This is a genomic window from Jeotgalibacillus sp. ET6, from assembly GCF_029667115.1.
Classification (GTDB): domain Bacteria; phylum Bacillota; class Bacilli; order Bacillales; family Jeotgalibacillaceae; genus Jeotgalibacillus.
The window spans coordinates 535583-561793 of the sequence record NZ_JARUIU010000002.1 but is presented as its reverse complement, the minus strand read 5'-3'; the positions used below and the strand labels follow the sequence as shown (position 1 = coordinate 561793).

Sequence of the window (26211 nt, the reverse complement as noted above, 5' to 3'; positions counted from 1 at the left end):
CCAGCCTTTCTTCAGATCATTGAAAACCACCGTCTCTTTAACTGATCGATCACAGATGTCACAAACAAATTAACGGCTGTTCAACTGGTCTGATTTCTTACTCGTAATATCTTACCAATTATTAGGAATCTCGATTTTCATGGAGCAGCTTAGCAATGATGGATGCTACCCGTTCTGTGTCGTGTCGGATGAGTCCATTATGGTGTGTAATAATTTTATCATAAACTGCCTTCAGACCGAGACCTTGAAGGCGATCTACATCAAATTGTACGGGTTCTGCCATTTCTTTATCATAAAGGGATTTTACTTCCATCGGAATTTCTTCGTTGTTTACCAGGACATAATCCAAAAAGTGCTCTCCCATATGTTCATAAAGAGCCTTAATATGATCTCCGGCTGTATAGTTGAGCGTTTCACCGGCCTGCGTCATTAAATTGCAGATATAAACCTTTGGCGCTTTAGAGGCAAGGATTGCTTTACCTATATTTTTCACGAGCAGATTGGGAAGGATGCTTGTGTATAACGATCCCGGTCCAATCACGATCATATCCGCTTCCTGAATCGCTTCCACTGCCTGAGGCAGCGCTTTCACGTGTTCAGGCGAAAGAAAGACCCGGCTGATTTTTTTTCCTGAGAAGGGAATTTTTGATTCACCCTTGATGACGGAACCATCCTCCATCTCTGCTGAAAGAAGAATGCTTTGATTAGCAGAAGGCAGCACCTGACCCCGAACATTTAATACCTTGCTCATTTCCTGTATGCCATGGGCAAAATCTCCTGTAATGGAGGTCATTGCGGCAATAATGAGATTTCCTAAGGCGTGTCCGCTTAATTCATTCTGGCTCGCAAAACGGTATTGAAACATTTCTTCAACCAGCGGCTCTACATCAGATAACGCTGCCAGTACATTTCGAATATCACCCGGAGGCGGTATGTTTAAATCTTCCCGAATTCGCCCTGAGCTCCCGCCGTCATCCGCTACTGTCACAATGGCTGTTAAGTCAAGAGGCTGGTTTTTTAAGCCCCGGAGAAGCACAGATAACCCTGTGCCCCCTCCTATTACAACAACTTTTCCCTGCTCGGAATGCTTTGGTGTCAACTTGTTTTCCTCTTGCGTTTTTCAATATCACGGTGGGTAATTCGTGTATGATAATCTTTGGCAAAGGAACGGGCAATTTCCTCAGTCAGAGCGACAGAACGATGCTGTCCGCCAGTGCAGCCAATCGCTACAACAAGCTGGCTTTTTCCTTCACGTTTATAATGCGGAAGCATAAAGGTTAAAAGGTCCAGCGTTTTTTCTAAAAACTTCTGTGTCTCGGTCCATTTCATGACGTATGTTGACACTTCCTCATCAAGACCTGTCTGCAGCCTCATGTGGTCAATATAGTGCGGGTTGGGAAGAAACCGCACATCAAATACGAGATCCGCATCGATCGGAATTCCATATTTAAAGCCGAAAGACATAACGTTCACAGTGAAAAGCGACTGTTTATTCGCTGAGAATTCTGCGAGTATTTTTTCCCGCAGTTCTCTTGGTTTTAGTGTGGACGTGTTGTAGATTGTTTGAGCACGCCCTTTTAAATCCTGAAGCAAAAGCCGCTCCTGCTCAATTCCTTCGAGCGGCAGACCAAGCGGCGCAAGAGGATGGGAACGCCGAGTTTCCTTGTAGCGTCTGACAAGTGCATCGTCATCGGCATCCAGATAAAGAATTCGCGGGGTGACGTAATCGGATTCGTGAAACTGATCCAGCGCTTTAAACAGTGAATCAAAAAATTCCCTGCCTCTTAAATCCATCACAAGCGCCACACGATTCATTTTATTGTTCGATTCCTTCATAAGCTCTAAAAACTTTGGCATCAATGTAGGAGGAAGGTTATCTACGCAGAAAAAACCGAGATCTTCAAAGCTTTGTACGGCGACTGTTTTTCCCGCACCGGACATTCCTGTTATAATGACCAGTTCAACATCATTGACAGCTGACATGAGGACTCCCCCTTTTTCTTAATTAGGATCTAAACGATAGGAAAGAAGCTTAAAATCCTTCGTATACGTAAACGTTCCATAAATAACACCCTGACCGTGTGCTACATATTCGAGAATATGACGGTCGCCTTCAGCCATATCGAGAGTTTGAATCGCTTCTACCGGCTGCCATTGAAGAATGCCTTCCGGTGATTCATCCATAATGACTCCATCTCCCTCAGTAGCTAAAAACGTAAACATCATCCACTCTGAAACGACTTCGCTGCCTTCTTTAATAATAAATGTAAAAATTCCTTTAATATCGGGATTTTTAACATAAATACCGGTCTCTTCCCGGTATTCCCGTATACAGGCGTCGCGTACTGATTCTCCTGCTTCCATCTTGCCGCCTGGTGCAACCCACCAGTTTCTGCGGGGCTTTTGAAGCAGCAGCGCCTGCCCGTCTTTTATATAAACACAATTTGTAATTCGCTGCATTTTATCACCTGCTTAATTTTGCTCATTCATTTTATTATACATGCTTTTAACTCCCTGAACAATTAGGGAGGACCCCGCGTTTACTTTGAAAGCTGATTTTTGCAAATGCCATTGTACCCGGTATACAAAAAAAGGGCACGGACAACGAGGTCCGTGCCAAAAGTAATCTATAACTAAAAGGGGGTCAATTACTTATGGTTCTACTATACCCCTAAAGTATTGCACTGCTGTTACAGTGAAGTAACGTTTCCATAAAGTTTTTGTATAGACAGATTTTTTATTGTGCGACTTTTAACGATTCTTTTAATTCTTCTACATAATGCTGAACAGCTTGTGCTGCAATGCTTCCGTCACCGGTTGCAGTTACAATTTGACGAAGTGTTTTGTCACGTACGTCGCCCGCTGCAAAAATTCCGGGTACATTTGTCTGCATCGTGCTGTCAGTTTCAATGTATCCTTCGTCGTTAAGAATTTTTAACGATTCAAACGGCTTCGTAAGCGGGACCATCCCGATATAAATGAACGCTCCATCTGCTGCAAAAGGACTCTCTGAGCCATCTTCTGTTGACATCAGCGTAACGGATCCTACTTTTCCATTTTCCTCGTTAATTTCCTTGACTGTGTGATTCCAGATAAATTCAATTTTATCATTATCAAAAGCGCGCTGCTGAAGGATTTGCTGAGCGCGAAGCTTATCCCGGCGATGCACAATCGTTACTTTATTTGCAAAGCGGGTAAGGTAGATTCCTTCTTCTACTGCAGAGTCTCCCCCGCCTACAACGACAAGGTCTCTTCCTTTGAAGAACGCTCCATCACATACAGCACAGTAAGAAACGCCGCGGCCGCCAAGTTCTTTTTCACCCGGCACTCCAAGTTTTTTATATTCTGCACCGGTAGATAGAATAATGGAGCGGGCTTTATATTCTTTAGATCCTGCTTTAATCGTTTTAAATTCTTTGCCGTCGATGATTTCTTTTACATCACCGTACGCGTATTCTGCTCCGAATTTTTTTGCGTGATCAAACATTTTATTTGAAAGATCCGGACCGAGGATATGATCAAAACCAGGGTAGTTTTCAACATCTTCTGTGTTTGCCATTTGTCCGCCCGGCACACCGCGTTCAAGCATCAAAGTGGAGAGATTTCCCCGTGATGTATATACTGCTGCAGTCATACCGGCCGGACCGGCTCCAATAATCACTACATCATAAATTTTTTCTTCTGTCATGAAAATACACTCCTTTTCGTACTCCTAAGTGGTTTCCACTTCATCCACATTTATCGTAATGTAAGAGGAAGCAGGCGTCCACTAATCTGCTTACGGCAGAAAATTTTGTATATCGTTAATGTATTTACGCATCGTTGCTGTAGATACTCCGTGTTTTTGAGCGACTTCTTTTTGCGAAACGCGGTGAGCTCTTACTTTTTTCCAGGAATATTCGACTGCAGCGGTGAGAGCTGGGATGTTTTTAAACCCGTACTGCTCCTCAGATGCAAAAAAGACAATGTGAAACCACATATAATAAAGCCCTTTGTTTTCTTCCAACGCTGCATCAAATGAACGATTCAGCAGCAGGGCAACCTCATGCGCCCGGTGAATTGGACTTTGATCCATTCGGTCACCATGGTTACGCAGCAAATTAAAATATTCTTCTTCCACGCTCGTAAAGTAAGCGGGCGGTACTTCATCTGCTAAGGATGAGCCTGCCATTGATGCTTTGAATAAAGAGAACAATCTTTCCTCCGGATACATCTCTTCGGAAAGTGCGTCATCCTCAGGCTTCGTGTTCCATGGCTCATGCCCCTGTTTTTCGGGCTGCTCATCAAGCACGCGCTTCCATGCGTCTTCTGCCACTTTTTTGTGACCGGAGTGCCATGCGGAATGAGAGAGCCAGAAATAAAAACCTGCGTCTCCTTCAAATCCTCTTTTAACAAGGCTCTTCAGCCAGCCATATGCTTTTTCGTGCCGTCCCACAAGCGCAAAAGTAGCTCCCAGTTTAAACCGATGCTCGTATAAAAACGGCCGGACAGACTCAAGCGCATCCATCAACTGATCTAATTCATCGACTCTTTCCTGATAATGATAAAAAACAGCCAGGTTGCAAAGGGCATGCAGATTGCCGGGATTCCGGTTCAGCACCTCTGTCAGCAAAGCCGTCGCCTGCTCGGTTTCGCCAAAATAAAAATAAGCCAGAGCTAAATTATTATAGGCAGACCAGTAATCAGGGAACCGCTCAATGACTTCCTCAAGAAGTTCAATGGCTTCTTTAAATTTTCCTTCAGCAAGTAATTTCCCTGCTTGCTCCTGATGCATAATCAGTTCGTCCTGATCTAAATCCTCATCCCACTCTTCCTCTTCCTCTTCAAGGGACATGAGTTCAAGCAAATCCTCTGCATCTTCAGCAAATTCACCGTCTTCATTCAGATCCAGGTAGGCAGTCGCATGCTTATAGGCCTCCTGAAAAAGTCCAAGATGTGCAAAGTTATTGGCCATAAAATAATGAATCTCTGACATTGAGGGATCCAATTTGTTCAGAACGTGCCGCAGCCTGTCATTCGAGCTTGCAAACTCGCCGATTTCTGTCTCGATAATTGCAGCCTGGACTAAAATCATTGGTTCTGCCGGTTCTAATTCATGCGCACGCAGTATATATTTCAGCGCTTTATCTAATTGGCCGCGTTGATACATGGCCATACCTCTTCTGTAATAGCTTTCTCCAGTTGGATTAAACGGATACACTTTTCCCATTCTTTCCGTTTTTTTCGATCCTTTTTTCATGTATAGCCTCCGTACATTGTAGTAACCAACCAATGATAGCATATTTTCTGATTTACCTGTTGAAATTAAGCTGATTCATGAAAAAAGAATTATGATGGCAAGGGTAAAATTTCCAACAACAAACTAAAACTTCTTCATTAGAATATGATCAATTACTCCATCTGTTCCTGTTTTGGCGCTCAGCATATTTTACATTTAAGAATTTTAAAAAAGTGATCCCCGGGCTTGCTAGAGGATCACTTTTTTAAAAATTATTTTTTCGGTTTATTATGCCGCTCTTCCAGGACGTTCAGCACCTCTTTAAATGGCAGCTTCTGCTCACGGAGCAGCACCATCGTGTGGTAAAGAAGGTCCGCCGTTTCCCACTTTAACTCTTCTGCATCACGGTTTTTGGCCGCAATAATCACTTCAGAGGCTTCTTCTCCAACTTTTTTAAGGATTTTATCCACACCTTCTTCAAACAGATAAGTGGTATAAGCTCCTTCCGGCCGCTCTTCATCCCGTTCAGCGATTAAACGTTCAAGCTTGGTAAGCATACCCGCTGAGTCTTCATTCAACTGAAGGTCTTCATTTTGATAAACCGTTTCTTCAAAGCAGGTTTGAGCGCCCGTATGGCAGGCAGGACCTTTAGGCAGCACTCGCACAACAAGAGAATCCTGATCACAATCCAGTTTGATCTCAGCGATTTGCTGCGTGTTGCCGCTTGTTTCCCCTTTATGCCAAAGCTCCTCGCGTGATCGGCTCCAAAACCATGTTTCTTTTGTCTCCAGTGTTTTTTTCAAGGATTCTTCATTCATATACGCAACTGTCAGCACGTCGCCGGTTTCAGCGTGTTGAACCACAGCCGGCACTAAGCCGTTCTGGTCAAAGCGAATGCGCGTTATATCTAAACTCATCGTACATTCACTCCCTCTTCTTTTAAATGCGCTTTTACTTCTGCGATGCTCGTTTCTTTATAATGAAAAATAGAAGCGGCAAGTGCGGCATCGGCTTTTCCATCTCTAAATACTTCTGTAAAATCCTTCGCTTCCCCGGCGCCTCCGCTCGCAATCACCGGAACGGAGACAGCCTCGCTTACCGCTTTAGTCAACGCAAGATTAAAGCCTTTTTTCTCGCCGTCGCTGTCCATACTTGTCAGCAGGATTTCTCCCGCTCCAAGGTCAACTGCTTCTTTTGCCCAGGCTACAGCCTCTTTATCGAGCGGGTTTCTGCCTCCGTGAGTATAGACGCGCCACGTACCAATTGTTTCATCCCACTTCGCATCAATCGCTACCACAATACACTGAGAGCCAAAATAATCGGCTCCCGCTTTAATTAAATGAGGATCCAACAGAGCAGAAGTATTTAAGGACACTTTATCCGCCCCTGCACGAAGCAGCCTTTTCATATCTTCAAGTGTTTTAATTCCGCCGCCCACTGTAAATGGGATGGCAAGCTCGGATGCTACGTCCTGCACAACATCCACCATGGTTTCCCGGCCTTCATGAGATGCCGAAATGTCGAGAAACACGAGCTCGTCTGCTCCCTGCTCATCGTAAGCGCGAGCGAGTTCAACAGGGTCCCCTGCGTCACGAAGCTCAAGGAATTGAATGCCCTTTACAACCCTGCCCTCTTTTACATCCAGACAGGGAATAATCCGTTTTGCAAGCATTAAGAAACCTCCTCAACTGCTTCTTTCACGGTAAATTTATTGGTGTAAATGGCTTTGCCGACTATTGCTCCAGCCACGCCGCTTCCTGATACTGCCTGAAGAATACGTAGATCCTCAAGAGAACTGACACCGCCTGAAGCTATAATCTGGGCTCCGGTTGCCTCAGCGAGTTCAATAACCGCGTCTACATTAGGGCCGCTTAACATGCCGTCGGTTGCAATATCAGTGAAAATAAAGGTTTTGGCCCCAGCCTCCGCGAGCTCCTGCCCAAGGTCCACTGCACGCAGAGCTGAGGTTTCAATCCAGCCGTGCGTTGCCACATAACCATCTTTTGCGTCCAGTCCAATCGCGATGCGGCTGCCATACTTGCCAAGCCACTCCTTTACAAGCTCTTTATTGGTTACAGCAAGGCTGCCGATGATGACGCGGTCCACTCCCTGATCCAAATAGTGAACCACATCTTCTTCCGTACGGATTCCACCGCCCACCTGAACCTTTGCTGGCAATTCGTTTACGACACGAAGGACATGCTCATCGTTAATTCTTTTGCCGTCTTTGGCTCCATCAAGATCCACCATATGAATCCATTCAGCGCCTTCATCTACAAATTGCTTTGCCATATCAAATGGAGAATCTCCATAAACCGTCTCCTGATTGTAATCCCCTTGAGTCAGCCGGACACATTTCCCGCCTCTCATATCTATAGCCGGATAAATTGTGAAACTCATTTGAGCACCTCCGTCATTTTTACATAGCGTGTATAATTCCGAAGCAGCTTGATCCCTAAGTCCCCGCTTTTTTCAGGGTGAAACTGCATGCCGAATACACGGCCTTTTCCCACCACAGCGGGTACTTCACCAAAATAATCCGCTGAAGCAACTAATGTATCCTGATCGTGTTGTGCAATATAATACGAGTGAACAAAATACACATGATCCTCTGTCAGCGCTTCAGTTAATGGCGACTGCTGATGAAAATTCAATTTATTCCACCCCATATGAGGCACCTTATAAGAGGAACCATCCTGATCCTTGCCGCTAAAATGAACCGCTCTTCCCTTTAATAAGCCAAGTCCCTGATGCAGCCCGTTTTCTTCACTTTCTTCAAACAGCAGCTGCATGCCGAGGCATATACCAAGAATCGGCTTGCCTTTCTGGACCTGTTCAGTAATAAAAGAAGCGAGGCCGGTTTCATTTAATAGCTTCATAGCATCCCGAAAAGCACCAACGCCTGGAAGAATCAGCGCCTCTGCGTGAGCCAGCTGTTCTTTATTGTCACTGATTAAATAAGGAACCTCCATACGTTCAAGAGCTTTTGAAACACTGAATAAATTACCCATTCCATAATCGACAATTCCGATCATTTACAACATCCCTTTCGTTGACGGCACACCTTTCATGCGCGGATCAATGGTCGTTGCCTCATCAAGAGCCCGTCCTAACGCTTTAAATACGGCTTCAATCATATGGTGCGTATTGTGGCCGTAATGCACATTTACATGCAAGTTCATTCTCGCTTCAAGCGCAAGCTTCCATAGGAACTCATGAACAAGCTCGACATCGAAGGTTCCCACACGGTCAGTTGGAAAATCAGCTCTCATTTCAAGATGGGGACGATTGCTTAAATCCACCGTCACCTGAGCGAGCGCCTCATCCATCGGAACAAATGCATTGCCGTAGCGCTTAATGCCTTTTTTATCACCTAAAGACTCCAAAAGCGCCTGTCCCAGCACAATTCCGATATCTTCCGTTGTATGATGATCATCAATTTCCGTATCCCCTTTTGCATCAATGGAAACATCAAATTGTCCGTGCTTTGTAAATAAGTCCAGCATATGCGTCATGAACGGCACAGCTGTTTTGATTTCCGACTTACCCTCTCCATCGATCGAAAACGAGAGATTGATATTCGTTTCGTTTGTTTTACGGTGAAAGGAAGCTTGTCTATTATTCATTGTCTGGTCCTCCTAAACATATGCTTCTATTGTGTCATTTGCTTTTATTTCTTTCGTTTTCTTACCGCCGATTTGAAAACCGGGCCTCGACTGCCCGCGCATGCGCTTCAAGTCCTTCCAGCCTGGCAAAATGAGCCACTTTTTCAGCATTTTCGACGAACGCTTCCTCGCTGTAGGCGATAATGCTGGACTTTTTCACGAAGTCTTCTACAGAAAGCGGGCTTGAAAAACGGGCGGTTCCGCTTGTCGGCAGGGTATGATTAGGGCCTGCAAAATAATCTCCAATCGGCTCTGAACTGTATCGTCCAACGAAAATCGCACCTGCATGACGGATTTTCCCGACGGTTTCCATGGCATGTTCAAGCTGGATTTCAAGATGTTCAGGTGCGATCTGATTGACAGCCTGAATTGCTTCTTCCAGGCTTTGAGCCACGTAGATTGCACTTTGTTCGTTAATCGCCGCTTCAGCGATTTCCTTCCTCGGCAAATCTTCAAGCTGAAGGCGCACCTCTTTTGATACGGCTTCAGCAAGCTCTTCAGATGTTGTCACAAGATTCGCTTGGGACAGCTCCCCGTGCTCTGCTTGTGATAATAGATCTGCGGCCACTTCCTTTGCATGAGCGGTGTGATCAGCGAGCACGGTAATATCGCTCGGTCCTGCTATCATATCAATATCTACGATTCCAAACACTTCACGCTTTGCCAGCGCAACATAAATATTGCCGGGACCCGTAATTTTATCAACGCGTTCAACAGATTGTGTTCCGTACGCCAGTGCAGCGATCGCCTGAGCTCCGCCTATTTTATAGATTTCCCTAACTCCTGCAAGACGGGCTGCTGCTAAGACACCAGCCGGCACTCTTCCATCCGGACCAGGCGGTGTAACCATCACAACGCGTTTTACACCAGCCACTTGAGCAGGGATGGCATTCATCAGTACGGAGGACGGATAGGCAGCAGTTCCGCCCGGCACATAGATTCCGACTGCATCCAATGGGGTAACCTTTTGCCCGAGAATGGTTCCATTCTTTTGTGTAGTCATCCATGATTGCTGAATCTGCCTCTCATGAAACGCAGTTATATTTGCTGCTGCTTCATTTAAAACGGACCACGTCTCTTCATCCATTTCAAGAACTGCTGCATCCATTTCATCGTCTTCCACTTTTAATGATGAAAGTTCTGCTCCGTCAAATTGAGCGGTGTACGATTTTACTGCCTGATCACCGTTTTGTCTGACATCTTCAATAATGGCTTGAACGCTTTTGCGCTGTTCTTCTGTTCCCTGATCAAGAGAAGGACGGGGAATGGAGTAGTCGGATAAATATCGTATATTCATAAGGATTATTCCTTTCCTTTCGGGATTAACGCTGTTTTTTCCTGCTTAACGGATTGTTTCTTTAGAAATCACATCATCGAGACGATCGACCATTTCCTGAATCCGCTGATGTTTAATCCGGTAGCTGACCGGATTGACAATGAGGCGGGACGTAATATCCACGATCCGCTCATATTCCACGAGCCCGTTTTCCTTCAGGGTGCGTCCGGTAGAAACAATATCCACAATTCGGTCAGTAAGTCCGATAATCGGAGCAATTTCAATTGATCCATTCAGTTTGATAATTTCCACCTGTTCGCCCTGCTCCCGAAAGTAGGAGGATGCTACATTCGGATACTTTGTCGCTATTTTAGGCGCGACTTCATTCATTACAGTATCCGGCAAACCGGCAACAGCAAGGTAACAGTGACTGATCGCAAGGTCGAGGAGCTCATACACATCCCGCTCTTCTTCAAGCATGACATCTTTTCCTGCGATGCCAAGATCAGCTACTCCATGTTCAACGTACGTAGGAACATCCATTGGCTTTGCCAGGATAAACCGGAGCTTTTCCTCCGGCACCTCAATAATCAGCTTTCTTGAATCATCAAATTCAGGAGGGAGCCTGTAGCCAGCATTTTTCAGCATAACAACTGCTTCTTCGAAAATTCTGCCCTTTGGCATCGCGATTGTTAATTCTTTCATTTTCAGACGCCTGCCTTTCCTGATCTGCCTACCATCCATTCCACCTCTGTAAATTGAGCAGTGAAACGATCCATATCCTTAACACCTGTTACATCCTGACTGATGACCTGTCTGCCCTCTGAGCGCAATTTATAAGTAAAATCGATCGCTTCTTTTCTTCTTTCCGCTGAAAATAGAACCAGCAGCGTTTCACTTTTCTCTGCCTGAGGGGATAAAGCTTCTATTAAATAGTCAAGCCGGATGCCAAAGCCTGTGGCTGCCACCTGAGCGCCAAATTTATGAAGAAGGTGATTGTATCTTCCACCATTGCCTAGCGAATAGCCCACTTTGTCCGCATACACCTCAAATAAAACGCCTGTGTAATAGCTCATATGACTGACGAGTGAAACATCCATCGTGACATATTGAGTCAGATTGTATTCTTCCAGAATGGAAAGCAGTTCTTCAAGCTCAGATAAAGGCTCTGTTCCTTTATCTCCTTCTAAAAGCTCACGCGCATCCTGAATGGAATCGCCATTTCCTCTGATCGTCAGCAAACGAAGAAGACGCTGTTTATCAATTGAAGACAGCGACAGCGATTCAACATGCTTTCGGTAGCCGACATAATTTTTATCATATAAGTATCTTTTCAGCTGCTGAGCCCGTTCTTCCGTGCCGACAATTTGCAAAAACAGTTCCTGTACAAATCCCATATGGCCAATGGAAATGGTGAAATCCTCAAGACCTGCTGTCCGTAGGGAAGAAATTAGTAATGCAATGGTTTCCGCATCACCGCTGACTGAAGCATCACCAATCAATTCAACACCCATTTGTTCAAACTCTGCAGGACGGCCTCCTTCACGCTGCTGTGCGCGAAACACATTCGCAGAGTAGGCAAGCCTGAGCGGATTGCGGTCTTTTAATAGCTTTGATGCCGCTACTCTTGCGATAGGTGCTGTCATATCCGGTCTCAGTACAAGTGTTCTTCCCTGCTGGTCGAGAAGCTTAAACAGCTGCTGATCCAAAATGGCTGAAGCTTCCCCTACCGTTTCATCGTACTCCAAAGTAGGAGTTTCTAAGAATTCATAGCCCCATGCAGACATTTCACTTTCTACATGTGAGCGGATTTGCTTTTTCATCTTATATAGATGAGGAAATGTGTCTCTCATTCCCATCGGTTTTTCAAACATAAACAACTCAGACATAATCAGGACAACCCTTTCTATTTGGAAAGTGTTTTTTAAATAATCTCATACTTTGATTCATACCTCCACTTTCAAGCCGGAAACCATCCGGTCAGACCGTGAATGCAATAAAATAACCGAAATCCTTTAGTTCGCTAATGTGGTAGTAAAATAAAGATATTTAGTAGTGTACTAATTATGAGGACGCTCGTCAAGGGGATTGACTAGTTGTTTTGATGAACCGACAGGCTGAACTGAAATCTTCTGCAAACATGCATTTGAATATAAAAAACCGTCACGACCTCCATTTAAATGGTGTCATGACGGTTCATCTTTTTATTCATACGGAAAACAGGAAAGGAGTTTAGATTAACAGCTCAATTTCTGCTGCTTCTTTTAATTCCTCCACATGTGCTACAAGTGGTTCCTGCTGTTTTTGCTGCATAAGTGACGTTCTGATGTTTTCACTTACTTCTTCAAGCTCAGGCATTTCCTGACCGGCTGCTTCATATTGCTCTACTTGAGAGTCATATGCTTCCTGAATTTCTTCATCTGTCGGTTCTTCTACAGGGACAGCCTGCTCGATATACTTATCAAATTTAATGGATTCAGCAATTTGGTCACGAAGAGCATCGACTTCCATTCCTTGTTCTTCAAGAATATTATTCAATTCTTCTTCTCCGCCGAATTGCTCTTGAAACGCATTAAATTCTTCGTCAATTTCTTCTTCAGTTGCTGTTACTTCTTCTTCATCCGCTTGTTGAAGAATTAACGTCTGATTCACAAGGGTATCAAGCGTTTGTGTTTTAATTTGTTCTGCAGCTTCTTCACTTGTCGGGTCCTGTCCCATTTGAGACATTTGGCCCTGAATTTGTGTTAGCGCTGCATTATAGTCTTCACCCGTAATTTCCTGATCATTAACAGTCGCAACTACTTCATCTGCTTCTACTTGCTGCTCATCTAATTTTGCCTGCATTTCTTCAGCAGCAGCTTGTTGTTCTTCTTGAGAAGCTTCATCTTGTGGAGCACCTTCCTCTTGCTGTTCAGTTTCTTCTTCAGGTGCATCTGCTGTATTTTCTTCGTCGTCACTGCACGCCGCTAATCCTAACGCCAACGCTCCAGCTGCGAATGGAAGTAATATTTTTTTAAAGTTCATACTTGTAAAACTCCTTCCGGATGTTTGATTCTCATTATTTCTAAGCCTAAAAAGCATTGTAACGGACAATTGATAAAAGATAAACCCATAACGCTTAAAGAATGTAAATTGACATACAATTGTCACTTTTTTAATTTTATTTTTTTATAAATGGAATATTGCAGCTGCCCCATTAGCAAAATCACTTTAAGTTAACCGAAATAAAATTGAGTTGACTTAAATTTATAATTTTATATAATTGCATTAGTACATAAGATAAAGGAGTAGATGTTATGGTTAAATCTCCACTGCACGGCATGGTGCTGGCTTCATTTTTTGCTGCACTAATGGCCATTGGAGCGAATATTACCTCCATTGTTCCCATATTGGTTATTGGCAGTATTCCCCTCACCCTTCAAACTGTAGTATGCATCCTTTCCGGATTATTATTAGGCAAGAAGTGGGGACCGGTAGCCATGGTCATTTACATGTTAATCGGTTTGGCTGGAATGCCCGTCTTTGCTCAATGGTCTGGGGGAATCCGCATACTCATCAGTCCTACATTTGGATTTATTTTATCTTATATTGCCGTAGCGTGGTTTAGCGGTTTAATTACAGAAAAAAAGAAAACCTATTCATTGCTATTAACTGCCGCTTTTTTGGGAACAGCGATTAACTATGCAATAGGAACGAGTTGGATGTACATGGCTTACAAGCTTTGGTTTGCGGCTCCGGATGGGTTTACGTATGCCATGGCCTGGATCTGGATGCTTCCTTTTGTACCGAAAGACCTCATTTTAGCCGGAATTGCAGCCCTTGTGTCCATGAAGGTGCTTCAGGCATTTCCACAAACGCGGATGAGAAAACGGGCTGCAGCGTGAGCAATCGATTATGCAGTTTAAAAAGAGCTTGGGACAACGTGTCTCAAGCTCTTTGACGGGTTCACTCCGCTTCAGGCGGCGGCTTTCCGTAGGGACGGCGCTAAGACTTTCCAGGGCCCTGCCCTGCAAAGTCTCAGCTAGCCGACATGGAGTCGCCACCTTCCGCTCACTGCTTGTCAGGTCAGCGATTTTTACCTTTCCAACTGATCGCTTGGAACCTTGCTCTTTTCCGTTTCCTTTAAGCGGATTATCTGCATCGGGTTGCCTCCTACAAAAGCTCCTGCAGGAACATCTTTATGAACGAGCGTGCTCGCAGATACAATCGCTCCGTCCCCGATCCGCACACCAGGCAAGATCGTGGTATTCGCACCAATCAGAACTTCATCCCCAATTTCTACATTTCCAAGCCTGTATTCCTTTATTAAATACTCATGGGCAAGAATGGTCGTGTTATAACCAATTACACTGTTTTTGCCGACAGATATTTTTTCCGGAAACATAACATCAAGCATCACCATGAGCGCAAAGGAGGTTTGTGGTCCAACTTTCACACCTAAAAATGTACGATAGAGCCAATTTTTCATCCCCAAAAAAGGAGTGTAGCGGGCCAGCTGAATGACAACAAAGTTCCGCATGACCTTCCAAAAGGGAATGGTTTTGTAAATATGCCACAAAGAATTCGCACCGGAGACTGCAAACCGTTCTGTGCGTCTCATTTTTTTGGCTCCGGAATGATGGATAGCAAATCACTCATGGATTCAAGCATCCAATCCGGCTGATAGGAAAGTAAATAATCTTTGCCTTTTGCAGACCAGGCAACACCTGCTGTTCTTGTTCCTGCATTTTTGCCGCCTTCAATATCGTGGTGATTATCACCGACCATCAGACTTGTTTCTGCAGATGAACCGAGCTTTTGAAGTGCAAGCAGAAGGGGTTCCGGATCAGGTTTTGCATTTTTAACATCATCAAGCCCGACAACCACATCAAAAAAATGATCCAGTTTCATCAGTTTTAATCCCTTGTTCACAACATCATTGCGTTTCGTTGAGACAATCGCCATTTTAATTCCGCGATCGGATAACGTCTGGATCGTTTCCTCGACCCCTTCAAATCCGGTAACCAGCACATCATGCTGCTCCAGGTTAAATGCACGATAGAAATCCACCATTTCCTCCACTTTTTCCGGATTTACTTTCTGAAAGGATTCAACAAGAGGCGGGCCCATAAACGGCAGCACATCCTCCCGTTTATACTGGTTCGGAAAGTAATGATCCATCACGTGAAGGAAGGATGAAATAATCAATTCGTTCGTATCAATTAACGTCCCGTCCAAATCAAAGAGGACCGTATCAATGGGTTTGTTCATAGTTCAGTTTCCTTTCCCGTGCAATTTCATTCCGCTTCCAGACATAAGCAACAGTCATCGTCAGCAGAACCGCTGTTGTGATCCGGATTAAAAGCAGCGGCAGCACAGGAATGCCAAGCGGAATAAAGATTAGTGTATCTTCTACCACGGCATGACAGGCGACTAGAAAAATAAAGGCAAGTGTTGCATCTTTTTTGCTGACGCCATCTTCCTGTACAGCCTTAATCATCACACCGGCGCCATAGGCTAAACCAATCGTTAAGCCTGCCACCAGTGTCATGGACGTATTTTCCTTCATTCCGAGCCCTCTTGTTACAGGAGCCATCCATCTTGAAAATACATCGAGCCATTTTAAATCTCTCATGATTTGAATAACAATCATGAGCGGGATCACAATGATCGCCAGCTGCAAGACACCAAACGCAGCTTTCTCGAGTGCCATGAAGACAATGGATCCCCATCCGCTCACTTCTGCTCCAGATTGTGCAGGCACCATCCCATACTGAGCGATTTCCTGACCCCCGCTCCAGACAAGGTTAATAACAATAGCGGAGACAAAAGCCAAACCTAAACGCACGACAAGGACGACCCACAGCTTCACGCCGACTTTTAAAGCCACACCTGTTTCAATCAGCAGATTATGAGAAAACGAGAGCATAACCGCAATAATAAATACCTCTTTAACGGTCATTTCAAGTGTCAAAATTCCGGCAATACCGGCATATAAGTTCAGAAAATTCCCAAGCACCAATGGAACTGCCGCTTCCCCGCTTAAACCAAACAAGCCCATAAAAGGCGCAATTAATTCAGTTATCCATGGCAGGACCGGGGTGTACTGCAGCAGCATGACAATAAAAGTAACGGGGAAAATAATCTTCCCGAGCGTCCAGGTTGTTTGCAGCCCGGCTTTTAAACCGTCAACAAAGGTTTGTTTTGTCAATCTGATCCCCACCTAGTTGTTTCGTTTATCATTGTACCGTGTATTTACACCTTTTTTCCTCCGGTAAATCATGATCGTAATCGCCCCAACAATTAAAACAACAGACAGCAGCTGTGCCACACGTATCGTATCTGTCAGCATCAGACTGTCGGTTCTGAGTCCCTCCACAAACGCACGTCCAATTGAGTACCAGATCACATACGTCAGAAAGATTTCGCCTCTTCGCGGATTCACTTTGCGCAGAAGCAGCAATAAAATCAGCCCTGCCAGATTCCATAAGGACTCATATAAAAAGGTTGGATGATAGTAAGCAAACGTTCCATCCACATTGATGTACATCTGATCAATAATCCAATCAGGAATAAAAAGGTTTTCTAAAAACGAGCGGGAGACTTCTCCGCCGTGAGCTTCCTGGTTAATAAAATTCCCCCAGCGTCCAAGCATCTGGCCTAAAATAATGCTCGGTGCTGCAATATCAACAATTTTCCAAAAGGATAGACCTTTTATTCTCGCATAAATCACACCTGTCGCAACTGAACCAATCAGAGCACCATGGATGGCTATTCCGCCATTCCAAATTTGAATAATTGCCCCCGGATTTTGCGAGTAAAAATCCCACTGAAAAATTACATAATAAATACGAGCAGAGATAATGGCGATTGGCACTGCCCATATCAATAAATCTGCAAACATGTCCTTTGGCATCCCAAGGCGGTCCGCTTCGCGATTGGCCAGGATATACCCTAATATAATTCCTGTCCCGATAATTAATCCATACCATGCGATATTTACTTCCCCAAAACTGATCGCAATTGGATCAATCGGCTGTATTGCTGCTAGCATATTCTTTCCCCTTTCAACTGGCTTCTCTTAAATATCATCATGATCCCCGTCCACAATTACATCAGCTAGACGATTTGAAAATTGTTCTGCTGCATTGACGCCCATCCGCTTTAGACGGAAATTCATTGCGGCAACTTCAATAATAACAGCTAAATTTCGTCCCGGTCGAACAGGGAGCGTAATTTTCGTCACTTCCGTATCAATGATTTTCATTTTTTCTTCATCCAGCCCAAGGCGGTCATACTGCTTATTTTTGTCCCAGATTTCAAGGTCAATGACGAGTGTCACCCGCTTATAGCTTCTGACTGCGCCCGCTCCAAAAAGCGTCATGACATTAATAATCCCAAGCCCTCTGATTTCAAGCAAATGCTCGATTAATTCAGGCGAGGTCCCAATCAGAGTATCCGTATCTTCCTGCCTGATTTCCACACTGTCATCCGCTACCAGCCGGTGCCCTCTTTTGACCAGTTCAAGTGCCGTTTCACTTTTCCCGACTCCGCTTTTTCCGGTTATCAGAACCCCTACACCATAGATGTCTACTAAAACACCATGCAAAGCAGTAGTCGGAGCCAGCTTGCTTTCAAGGAAATTTGTGAGTCTGCTTGAAAAACGGGTTGTTTTAACCGGCGTTCTCATCACCGGAACCTGATTTTGCATGGATGCTTCTATTAATTCACCCGGAACTTTTATGTCCCTGGATAAAATGATGCCAGGTGTATTGTCTGTACACATCTGAGACATCCGGTCCATTCGCTCGTCCTTTGACAAAAGCTCATAAAAAGACATTTCCGTCCGTCCTAAGAGCTGAATACGCTCTGCAGGATAATAGGAAAAATAGCCCGCCATTTCAAGACCCGGTCGCGAGATATCACTCGTGATAATCGGCCGGTGTATGCCCTCTTCCCCGCTTACCAGTTCTAATTTAAATTGATCGATAATATCTTTCGTCGTAACCTTTGCCACGAATGAAGCCTCCTTCTTAATTTCCTCTATGTATTTCCTTCGTCACCCATACTTTCTATTGTAGCACTTTGGAAATTGATTCACTATATTTGTTCTTTCAAAGAATCGCTTCAGGGTGTCTAATTTTACCCCGGCACGCAATCTTACAAGTAAAAGGGAGGAATGAGCATGACACTAATCGCGATTGATGCAGGTCACGGCTATGAAACACCTGGTAAAAGAAGTCCGGATGGAATGAAGGAGTATGAATTTAACCGGGCAGTGGCTAAAGTATGTAAGGATCAGCTTGAACAGGCTTCTGTCAGGACGCTTCAAACGTACAGTGATAACCGGGACGTTCCATTATCAGAGCGAACCGCAAAAGCGAATAACGGGAAAGTAGACTATTTTATTTCCATTCACGCCAATGCGTTCGGAAACGGACAGTGGAATGAGGTTCACGGAATTGAAACCTTTATTCACACGTCAAAAGGTCAGTCAGTCCATCCGCTTGCCAGTAAAATTCACGCTGACTTGATAGCCAAAACGGGGAGAAAAGACAGAGGCTTAAAAAAAGCAGATTTTCACGTATTAAGAGAAACTCATATGCCGGCATTGCTGCTTGAGTGCGGGTTTATGACCAATCGTGAGGAAAAGGCGCTTCTTGCTTCAACAGCCTACCGGACATTATGCGGAAAGCAAATTGCCGCCTCCATCCTGTCTTTTTTAAATAAATCCCAACCTTCCCCTGCAAAGGATTCTTCTTTGTACCGCGTCCAGGCAGGGGTGTTTTCGTCAAGAGAACGAGCAGAGCAGCAGGTAAAGAAATTAAAGAAAGCAGGCTTTGAAGCAGCAATCGGAACCATCCCATCACAGTAACAATCAGAAACCCCCAGCGATTTTCGCTGGGGGTTTCTGGCAGTCTTTAGTTTATTCGTTATTTATAAAGTGAAATAGTGGCAACGGCCAAATCAAAAAGGATTATTATCCCCTTTTTAATGTTCTCTAATAATAAACAGCAGCAAGAGTTCTCCCTGCTGCTGTCTGTCTTTTAGCCATTTTCTGAAGCAGGCTTTTTATTGCCGGATGAGAACTTCATCTTTAACCCAATGCCAATGGCAGCGAGCGCAATAAGACCGCCTATGATCCCTGTACCAAAAAAGAAAATATATAAAATCCATTTGAAAAATGCCATCATTTCCACGTCAATTATGTAAAACCCTAATAGCGAAAATAAGACACTAATACCTAAAAATGTGGCTCCAATAGCACTTAGACCAAACCACGTTGTTCGATTAATAATCTTTTCCATGTTCGTCACCTGCTTTTTCTTTTTAGTTTCTCCTAATGTACGGTTACTATCACTATACCAACAAAGCCGGTTGTGGAAACATATAGAAGGAAAAAGTTTAGACTTCGCTGCACAAAAAAAGCAGCACATTAAAATAAGCTGGGGGACTTATTTCCATGCGCCGCGTGGATGTATATGGTGAATCTGATCACCTGTATTCGGTTAATTATTCCTCTGAGGCAGGTTCTGTTTCTTCTTTTTTCACTTCATAGGGCTTTACACTGACCGCGCCTGTTTTAGCATCAGCAAACAAGTAAAGCTTGGAACCGTCATTTTTTTCACGGGTAAAATGCAGCTTTCTTTGCATTAATTCCTCGCGTTCTTCAACATGATCCATTTCACGGTGATTAATATCGAAGCGCCCGAAGTTTGATTTTAACGTACCGTCAAGACTCGCATCATTCGGAACAAAAAGGCTGATCGATCCTGCCAGCGTTTTTGCTTCGATTTTACGGGCAGAAGTGCTGGAAGTTCTGCATACAATATTGCCGTTAAGCGACTGCACATCCATCTCATCCACTGCACCTTCAATCGAAACCTTCCCATTCACACTTTCTGCATCAATTAAATCTGCCCTCGTATTCTTTACCTCTATACCGCCGTTGGCTGTTTCAAGCTCTCCACGCTCAATCAGCATATTGGCAAGCTCAATTTTGCCGTTGGCCGTTTTGACTTTTATTTTGTTTACATTGGCAGAGTCGCCATGAAACTTTCCGTTAAATAAACGGATGTCCCAGCGGTCATAGCTGTTGCGGGGAACATAAATGACAGTATCAAGCTTAATCATTTTCAGATCAGAAATAAAACGCAGCTTCTTATATTGAGCATTAAATATTACCGATTCCCGAATCTGATTTTTCGCTTTTGCTTCATCATCTGAGCGGTAAACCTTTACATCGCATTCTGCTTTAACATAATTCTCATCCCATGGCTTTATCTCAACTTTGCCGTTTGCCACACTGATTTCAATATCCTGCAGCTCGTTTTCCTGCACTTCGAATTGATGTCTGAATTCAAGTGAAGGACCCATATTAAACTCTAAATCCATTCCCTTAACTTTTTCAAAGGCATTTTGAACAAAATCCATTATGCGGTCTGATGACTGGCTGCTGCTGTCATTTCTGGTTTGTCTGCCGGAATTCGTCTGAAAGATATCCTCTAAATTAAAGGGGAATTCCTTCTTTTTAGGGCGTTCCTTATATGAATCCTTTAAAGATGAATCAGTCTGTCCGGTCGTTGAGTGGCTGCTAGTCGTGTGAGATGACGACGTTGACGAAGCGGCACTTGAACTGCTTTGTGTGGAATTCGGCTGTTTCTCAAGCGCTTCAAGCAAAGTCAGTGCTTCAGTGGCGGTAATCGTTCCCTTCTCCACCATATTTAAAATTCGTTTACGTTCGTTTTCCATTATTCTGACACGCTCCTTAAAATGAAATGGTTGTTTCAATTCTTTTGAACGTTCCTAGTCTTATTACGTATAGCACTCACAAAAGTTTCATTTGGATTTTCTTACATTAAGCATACCAGACCCACTGCTAATCTCACCGGTCTGAAGACTGAGATTCACTGGCTCTTTAGCCGTATACATTAAAAGCAAAAAGGAACTGCTCCACCAGCTTTTATGTGCATGACATGACAAGCAGTGTTCCACAGTTCCTTTTTCTTCTTAAGAGCTAGTAACCGGTTCTCCCGTTCTTTCTGCCATCCGCTTCGCCATGCGTTTGCGCTCCCGTTCAAGAACAGGCCCCAGATACTTCCCGGTATAAGACCCTTTTACTTTGACAATATCTTCAGGCTTGCCTGATGCAACGATCGTACCTCCACGGTCTCCTCCTTCAGGTCCAAGATCAATAATCCAGTCAGATGCTTTAATGACATCCAGATTATGTTCAATGACCAGAACCGTATCTCCGTTATCCACCAGACGCTGCAGCACATCAAGCAGACGGGAAATGTCATCTACATGAAGTCCTGTGGTCGGCTCATCCAGTATATAAAGAGAACGGCCGGTTGAACGTCTGTGAAGCTCAGAAGCCAGCTTCACCCGCTGCGCTTCTCCACCCGACAATGTGGTGGCCGGCTGACCCAATCGGACATAGCCAAGTCCGACATCTACAATCGTTTGGAGCTTCCTGCTGATCTTCGGAATGTTTTCAAAGAACGACAAGCCGTCTTCTACGGTCATTTCCAGGACATCAGATATATTTTTGCCTTTATATTTTACTTCCAGCGTCTCCCGATTATACCGCTTCCCGTGACAAACCTCACAAGGAACGTATACATCAGGCAGAAAATGCATTTCTATTTTTATGATGCCGTCTCCTCTGCACGCTTCACAGCGGCCGCCTTTTACATTAAAACTGAATCGGCCTTTTTTATATCCGCGCACCTTCGCTTCATTTGTGGTTGCGTAGACATCACGAATATCATCAAATACCCCGGTATAAGTGGCCGGGTTTGAACGCGGTGTTCTTCCAATCGGCGACTGGTTAATATCAATTACTTTATCCAGCTGGTCAATTCCTTTAATGGCTTTATGCTCGCCAGGTTTTGTTTTCGCTTTATGAAGCTTCTGAGCAAGTGCTTTGTGAAGAATCCCGTTTATAAGTGTACTTTTCCCCGAGCCAGATACACCTGTTACAGATGTAAAGACGCCTAATGGGATATTTACCTTTGCGTTTTTCAAATTATTTTCTTTCGCACCGCTGATTTCAAGCTTTCTTCCGTCCCCTTTGCGGCGTTCATGAGGAAGAGGAATAAATTTCTCACCGGACAAATATTTTCCGGTAAGGGATTCCTTGCTTTTCATCACTTCTTCAGGAGTTCCTGCAGCGACGATCTCTCCGCCATGGACACCCGCTCCCGGTCCTACATCAATTAAATAATCCGCTGCCATCATCGTGTCTTCGTCGTGCTCAACAACAATCAGAGTATTTCCGATGTCCCGCATATTTTTTAGCGTTTCAATCAGTCTGTCATTGTCGCGCTGATGAAGACCTATTGATGGTTCATCTAGAATGTACAGAACGCCAGTCAGCTGAGAACCAATCTGAGTGGCCAGGCGGATACGCTGTGCTTCCCCGCCGGACAGGGTTCCGGCAGCACGGCTGAGCGTTAGATAATCCAGCCCCACATTAATCAGGAAAGATAGCCGTTCGTTAATTTCCCTGAGAATCAGTCTTGCAATCTGAGTCTCTTTTTCAGTCAGTGAAAGCTCATTAAAAAATTGTCTGGCTTCTTCTATTGAATAAGCCGTTACCTGGCCAATATGGAGCTCATTGATTTTAACCGAAAGGCTTTCTTTTTTCAGACGATGCCCTCCACATGTTGGACAATCCTGCTGACCCATGTATTTTTGCATCTGCTCACGAATGTATTCAGAGCTTGTTTCACGGTAGCGCCGCTCCACGTTGCGCAATACTCCTTCAAATTGAATGGTATTCTCCCTGACCTGACCGAAATCATTCGTGTAGCGGAAATAGATCTTATCTTTTCCTGAACCATAAAGAATTTTATCCATTTTCTTTTTCGGTATATCCTTAACCGGTATATCCATGTTGATATCATAATGCTTGCATACTGCTTCAAGCATCGATGGGTAGTATTGAGAGCTTGTTGGTTCCCAGGGTGCAATAGCATGTTCTTTCAGTGAACGTGTGCGATCGGGAATCACAAGATCCAAATCCACTTCAAGCTTAGCCCCTAAGCCATCACACTCCCCGCAAGCGCCAAAAGGAGAATTAAACGAAAACATCCGCGGCTCCAGTTCATCGATTGAAAATCCGCAAATCGGGCAGGCATGATGCTCGTTGAATTTAATTTCCTCATGCTCCATGACATCAATCATGACGTTGCCTTCTGCTAATCTCAATGCACTTTCAAGTGAATCTGCAAGGCGTGATTCAGCGCCTTCTTTCACAACGATCCGGTCGACTACAACTTCGATTGAATGTTTTTTATTTTTATCAAGCTCAATTTCATCTCCGATATCGGCCATTTCACCGTTAACCCGAATACGTACATACCCTTGCTTTTTAATATCTTCCAGTACCTTGGCATGCGTGCCTTTTCGACCCGATACGATCGGCGCAAGCACCTGAAGCCGGGTACGCTCAGGATACTCATAGATACGGTCTACCATTTGTTCCACTGTCTGTGATGTAATCTCAATTCCATGGTCCGGACAAACAGGACGTCCTACACGGGCAAACAAAAGACGCAGATAATCATAAATCTCAGTCACTGTTCCCACCGTTGAACGGGGGTTTTTGCTTGTTGTTTTCTGATCAATGGAGATCGCAGGGGAAAGTCCTTCTATTGCATCCACATCCGGCTTATCCATTTGACCAAGAAATTGTCTTGCATAGGCAGAAAGTGATTCCACATATCGCCGCTGTCCTTCAGCATAAATGGTGTCAAAGGCCAGCGAAGACTTGCCTGATCCGGAAAGACCTGTCATAACGACAAGCTTATCTCTTGGGATGGTCACGTCAATATTTTTTAAATTATGGGCTCTAGCACCCTGAATGATGATTTGATCTTTTGCCATATAGGGTCATCCTTCCGCTTTTAACTCCAGTACCAGATCGCGCAGCTCTGCCGCACGCTCAAAATCAAGCGCTCTTGCTGCTTCTTTCATTTCTATCTCCATTGATTCTATTACTTTAGCCCGTTCTGGTTTGGATAGCTTTTTCATTTTTGAAGCAGGTGAAACGTATTCTTCAGATTCTTCCGCTGCATGGGTAGCGCGTATAACATCCCTGATTTTCTTATCGATCGTAACAGGGGTAATGTTATGCGCTTCGTTATAAGCAATCTGCTTTTCACGTCTCCGGGATGTTTCATCGAGAGCCCGCTGCATGGAGTCTGTAATTTTATTTGCATACATGATGACATGTCCGTTTGAATTACGCGCGGCACGTCCAATCGTTTGAATAAGTGATCGATCCGAACGTAAAAAGCCCTCTTTATCGGCATCCAAAATGGTAATGAGGGATACTTCCGGAATATCAAGTCCCTCTCTAAGCAGGTTAATTCCCACTAATACATCATACTTGCCTAATCGGAGATCTCTTATAATTTCGATCCGCTCAAGCGTTTTAATTTCAGAATGCAGATATTGAACTTTAATGCCAATCTCTTTTAAATAATCCGTTAAGTCCTCTGACATTTTCTTCGTCAAAGTTGTAATCAGTGTTCGCTCATTTTTCTTAATTCTTTCCTGTATTTCTCCAATAAGATCATCAATCTGACCTTCGATCGGCCGTACTTCGATTGTCGGATCAAGCAGCCCTGTCGGACGAATGATCTGTTCCACCATTTCCGGTGTATGCTCAAGTTCGTATGGTCCAGGCGTGGCTGAAACAAATACTGCCTGGTTCACAAGATTCTCAAACTCATCAAATTTTAACGGGCGGTTATCAAGCGCCGAAGGAAGTCTGAAGCCGTGATCCACCAGCACTTTTTTACGCGCCTGGTCACCATTGTACATCCCGCGCACCTGAGGAAGAGTCACATGGGACTCATCGACGACAAGAAGAAAATCCTTTGGAAAATAATCGATAAGTGTATAAGGTGTAGCGCCTGCTTCACGCAGAGTCAGATGCCTTGAATAATTCTCGATCCCTGAGCAAAAGCCCATTTCATTCATCATTTCAAGATCATAGCGTGTACGCTGCTCCAAGCGCTGTGCTTCAAGCAGTTTATCTTCTTCTTTAAGTACTTTCAGCTGTTCTTCTAATTCTTCTTCTATATTTAAAATGGCTTTTTTCATTTTTTCTTCGCGGGTAACGAAGTGGGAAGCCGGGAAGATGGCCACATGATCCCTGTCGCCCAGTATTTCACCGGTCAGCGCATCCACCATTCTGATCCGGTCAATTTCATCACCAAAAAATTCTATTCTGATGCAGTGCTCATCATTTTTAGCAGGGAAAATCTCCACGACATCCCCGCGAACACGAAACGTACCGCGCGTAAAGGCAATATCGTTTCGTTCGTATTGTATATCGACCATTTTCCGAAGGAGCTGGTTCCGTTCAATCTCCATTCCCTTTCGAAGAGAAACCACAAGCTCACTGTACTCTTCCGGTGAACCTAAACCGTATATACAGGATACACTGGCTATGATAATAACATCATCCCGTTCAAACAACGACGACGTAGCAGAGTGTCTGAGCTTATCAATTTCATCATTTATACTTGCATCTTTCTCTATAAATGTATCTGTCTGCGGCACATAGGCCTCAGGCTGATAGTAATCATAATAGCTGACAAAATATTCAACTGCATTATTGGGAAAAAACTCTTTAAACTCACTGTAGAGTTGCCCGGCGAGTGTTTTATTGTGCGCAATCACAAGGGTCGGCTTTTTCACTTCCTGAATAACATTGGACATCGTAAACGTTTTTCCGGTTCCAGTCGCCCCCAGCAAGGTTTGATGTTTTTTGCCTTCCTTAATGCCCTCAACTATTTTCTTAATGGCCGTAGGCTGATCACCGCCAGGCTCATAATGCGACTGAAGATCAAACTCCTGCTTCATGAATATGCCTCCCTTTTCCGAACAAGTCCTTCTTCTCTATTCATACCCTTTATCCTAGAACGAAACAGGGTAAACCGTCAAAATTATCGACTCAACTCACATCTCATTCTATTTTATCACACAGCCAAACCAAAAAGATAGCAAAAAGGGAACGTATATTCGCATGTATATTTTGGATGCTTTTTTGTAAT

At 44.2% G+C, this 26211-nt stretch carries 25 protein-coding genes; 2 read left to right on the top strand and 23 right to left on the bottom strand.

Annotated features, from left to right (window positions below):
• Positions 1-121: 121 nt before the first annotated feature.
• The 14 genes from P6709_RS07920 to P6709_RS07855 all read right to left on the bottom strand — a co-directional run bounded on the left by P6709_RS07920 (position 122) and on the right by P6709_RS07855 (position 13183).
• Complete coding sequence (locus P6709_RS07920; protein WP_278240357.1) at positions 122-1099, bottom strand: gluconeogenesis factor YvcK family protein; 978 nt, start codon at positions 1097-1099, stop codon at positions 122-124.
• Entirely contained in the window at positions 1096-1983 is an 888-nt protein-coding gene (gene rapZ, locus P6709_RS07915; RefSeq protein ID WP_278240356.1) for an RNase adapter RapZ, read from the bottom strand. Before rapZ ends, P6709_RS07920 begins: the two co-directional genes overlap by 4 nt.
• 18 nt (positions 1984-2001) lie before the next feature.
• A complete protein-coding gene (locus tag P6709_RS07910; protein ID WP_278240355.1) occupies positions 2002-2460 on the bottom strand; it encodes an NUDIX hydrolase in 459 nt (152 codons plus the stop codon).
• Positions 2461-2737: 277 nt separating this feature from the next.
• Positions 2738-3688, bottom strand: coding sequence for a thioredoxin-disulfide reductase (trxB, locus tag P6709_RS07905; protein ID WP_278240354.1), 951 nt, complete (start codon positions 3686-3688; stop codon positions 2738-2740).
• A 90-nt stretch (positions 3689-3778) separates the two neighbouring features.
• Positions 3779-5239 (bottom strand): tetratricopeptide repeat protein, encoded by a 1461-nt coding sequence (locus tag P6709_RS07900; protein WP_278240353.1) that lies wholly within the window; start codon positions 5237-5239, stop codon positions 3779-3781.
• A gap of 251 nt (positions 5240-5490) precedes the next feature.
• Positions 5491-6135 (bottom strand): bifunctional phosphoribosyl-AMP cyclohydrolase/phosphoribosyl-ATP diphosphatase HisIE, encoded by a 645-nt coding sequence (gene hisIE, locus P6709_RS07895; protein WP_278240352.1) that lies wholly within the window; start codon positions 6133-6135, stop codon positions 5491-5493.
• Positions 6132-6890 (bottom strand): imidazole glycerol phosphate synthase subunit HisF, encoded by a 759-nt coding sequence (gene hisF, locus P6709_RS07890; protein ID WP_278240351.1) that lies wholly within the window; start codon positions 6888-6890, stop codon positions 6132-6134. The genes hisIE and hisF overlap by 4 nt, the downstream gene beginning before the upstream one ends.
• Entirely contained in the window at positions 6890-7618 is a 729-nt protein-coding gene (gene hisA, locus P6709_RS07885) for a 1-(5-phosphoribosyl)-5-[(5-phosphoribosylamino)methylideneamino]imidazole-4-carboxamide isomerase (RefSeq protein ID WP_278240350.1), read from the bottom strand. The genes hisF and hisA overlap by 1 nt, the downstream gene beginning before the upstream one ends.
• A complete protein-coding gene (gene hisH, locus P6709_RS07880) occupies positions 7615-8253 on the bottom strand; it encodes an imidazole glycerol phosphate synthase subunit HisH (protein ID WP_278240349.1) in 639 nt (212 codons plus the stop codon). The genes hisA and hisH overlap by 4 nt, the downstream gene beginning before the upstream one ends.
• Positions 8254-8844, bottom strand: coding sequence for an imidazoleglycerol-phosphate dehydratase HisB (gene hisB, locus P6709_RS07875; RefSeq protein ID WP_278240348.1), 591 nt, complete (start codon positions 8842-8844; stop codon positions 8254-8256). It abuts the gene before it with no gap.
• A 61-nt stretch (positions 8845-8905) separates the two neighbouring features.
• On the bottom strand, positions 8906-10180 hold the full coding sequence (gene hisD, locus P6709_RS07870; protein ID WP_278240347.1) for a histidinol dehydrogenase: 1275 nt from the start codon (positions 10178-10180) through the stop codon (positions 8906-8908).
• A 45-nt stretch (positions 10181-10225) separates the two neighbouring features.
• Positions 10226-10864: an ATP phosphoribosyltransferase gene (gene hisG, locus P6709_RS07865; RefSeq protein ID WP_278240346.1), complete on the bottom strand. Its 639-nt coding sequence runs from the start codon at positions 10862-10864 to the stop codon at positions 10226-10228.
• 2 nt (positions 10865-10866) lie between these two features.
• Positions 10867-12048, bottom strand: a complete 1182-nt coding sequence (locus tag P6709_RS07860; protein WP_278240345.1) for an ATP phosphoribosyltransferase regulatory subunit — start codon at positions 12046-12048, stop codon at positions 10867-10869.
• 343 nt (positions 12049-12391) lie between these two features.
• The gene (locus tag P6709_RS07855) at positions 12392-13183 is read right to left on the bottom strand and encodes a SurA N-terminal domain-containing protein (protein WP_278240344.1); all 792 of its coding nucleotides are present in this window, start codon (positions 13181-13183) and stop codon (positions 12392-12394) included.
• Between the two features lie 272 nt (positions 13184-13455).
• Here P6709_RS07855 and P6709_RS07850 point away from each other — a divergent pair, with 272 nt between their 5' ends.
• Positions 13456-14043 carry a biotin transporter BioY gene (locus P6709_RS07850; protein ID WP_278240343.1) on the top strand — a complete coding sequence of 196 codons (588 nt, stop codon included), beginning with the start codon at positions 13456-13458 and terminating at the stop codon, positions 14041-14043.
• Between the two features lie 191 nt (positions 14044-14234).
• Here the strand turns inward: P6709_RS07850 and P6709_RS07845 are convergent, their stop codons facing one another.
• From P6709_RS07845 to hprK, 5 genes are read right to left on the bottom strand one after another with little or no spacing between them, the layout of a single operon-like run.
• Entirely contained in the window at positions 14235-14759 is a 525-nt protein-coding gene (locus P6709_RS07845) for an acyltransferase (RefSeq protein ID WP_278240342.1), read from the bottom strand.
• Positions 14756-15409, bottom strand: coding sequence for a pyrophosphatase PpaX (gene ppaX / locus P6709_RS07840; RefSeq protein WP_278240341.1), 654 nt, complete (start codon positions 15407-15409; stop codon positions 14756-14758). The genes P6709_RS07845 and ppaX overlap by 4 nt, the downstream gene beginning before the upstream one ends.
• A complete protein-coding gene (locus tag P6709_RS07835) occupies positions 15393-16349 on the bottom strand; it encodes a nucleoside recognition domain-containing protein (protein WP_278240340.1) in 957 nt (318 codons plus the stop codon). Before P6709_RS07835 ends, ppaX begins: the two co-directional genes overlap by 17 nt.
• A gap of 12 nt (positions 16350-16361) precedes the next feature.
• Positions 16362-17192: a prolipoprotein diacylglyceryl transferase gene (lgt, locus tag P6709_RS07830; protein ID WP_278240339.1), complete on the bottom strand. Its 831-nt coding sequence runs from the start codon at positions 17190-17192 to the stop codon at positions 16362-16364.
• Between the two features lie 27 nt (positions 17193-17219).
• Positions 17220-18155: an HPr(Ser) kinase/phosphatase gene (hprK, locus tag P6709_RS07825; protein ID WP_278240338.1), complete on the bottom strand. Its 936-nt coding sequence runs from the start codon at positions 18153-18155 to the stop codon at positions 17220-17222.
• A 168-nt stretch (positions 18156-18323) separates the two neighbouring features.
• Between hprK and P6709_RS07820 the strand changes: the two genes are divergently transcribed.
• Complete coding sequence (locus P6709_RS07820; protein WP_278240337.1) at positions 18324-19013, top strand: N-acetylmuramoyl-L-alanine amidase; 690 nt, start codon at positions 18324-18326, stop codon at positions 19011-19013.
• Between the two features lie 172 nt (positions 19014-19185).
• Here P6709_RS07820 and P6709_RS07815 read toward each other — a convergent pair whose 3' ends face one another.
• The 4 genes from P6709_RS07815 to uvrB all read right to left on the bottom strand — a co-directional run bounded on the left by P6709_RS07815 (position 19186) and on the right by uvrB (position 26020).
• Positions 19186-19446 (bottom strand): hypothetical protein, encoded by a 261-nt coding sequence (locus P6709_RS07815; RefSeq protein ID WP_278240336.1) that lies wholly within the window; start codon positions 19444-19446, stop codon positions 19186-19188.
• A 205-nt stretch (positions 19447-19651) separates the two neighbouring features.
• Positions 19652-20890 (bottom strand): DUF4097 family beta strand repeat-containing protein, encoded by a 1239-nt coding sequence (locus P6709_RS07810; RefSeq protein ID WP_278240335.1) that lies wholly within the window; start codon positions 20888-20890, stop codon positions 19652-19654.
• Between the two features lie 258 nt (positions 20891-21148).
• On the bottom strand, positions 21149-24031 hold the full coding sequence (uvrA, locus tag P6709_RS07805) for an excinuclease ABC subunit UvrA (protein WP_278240334.1): 2883 nt from the start codon (positions 24029-24031) through the stop codon (positions 21149-21151).
• A gap of 6 nt (positions 24032-24037) precedes the next feature.
• A complete protein-coding gene (uvrB, locus tag P6709_RS07800) occupies positions 24038-26020 on the bottom strand; it encodes an excinuclease ABC subunit UvrB (RefSeq protein WP_278240333.1) in 1983 nt (660 codons plus the stop codon).
• Between the last annotated feature and the right edge of the window lie 191 nt (positions 26021-26211).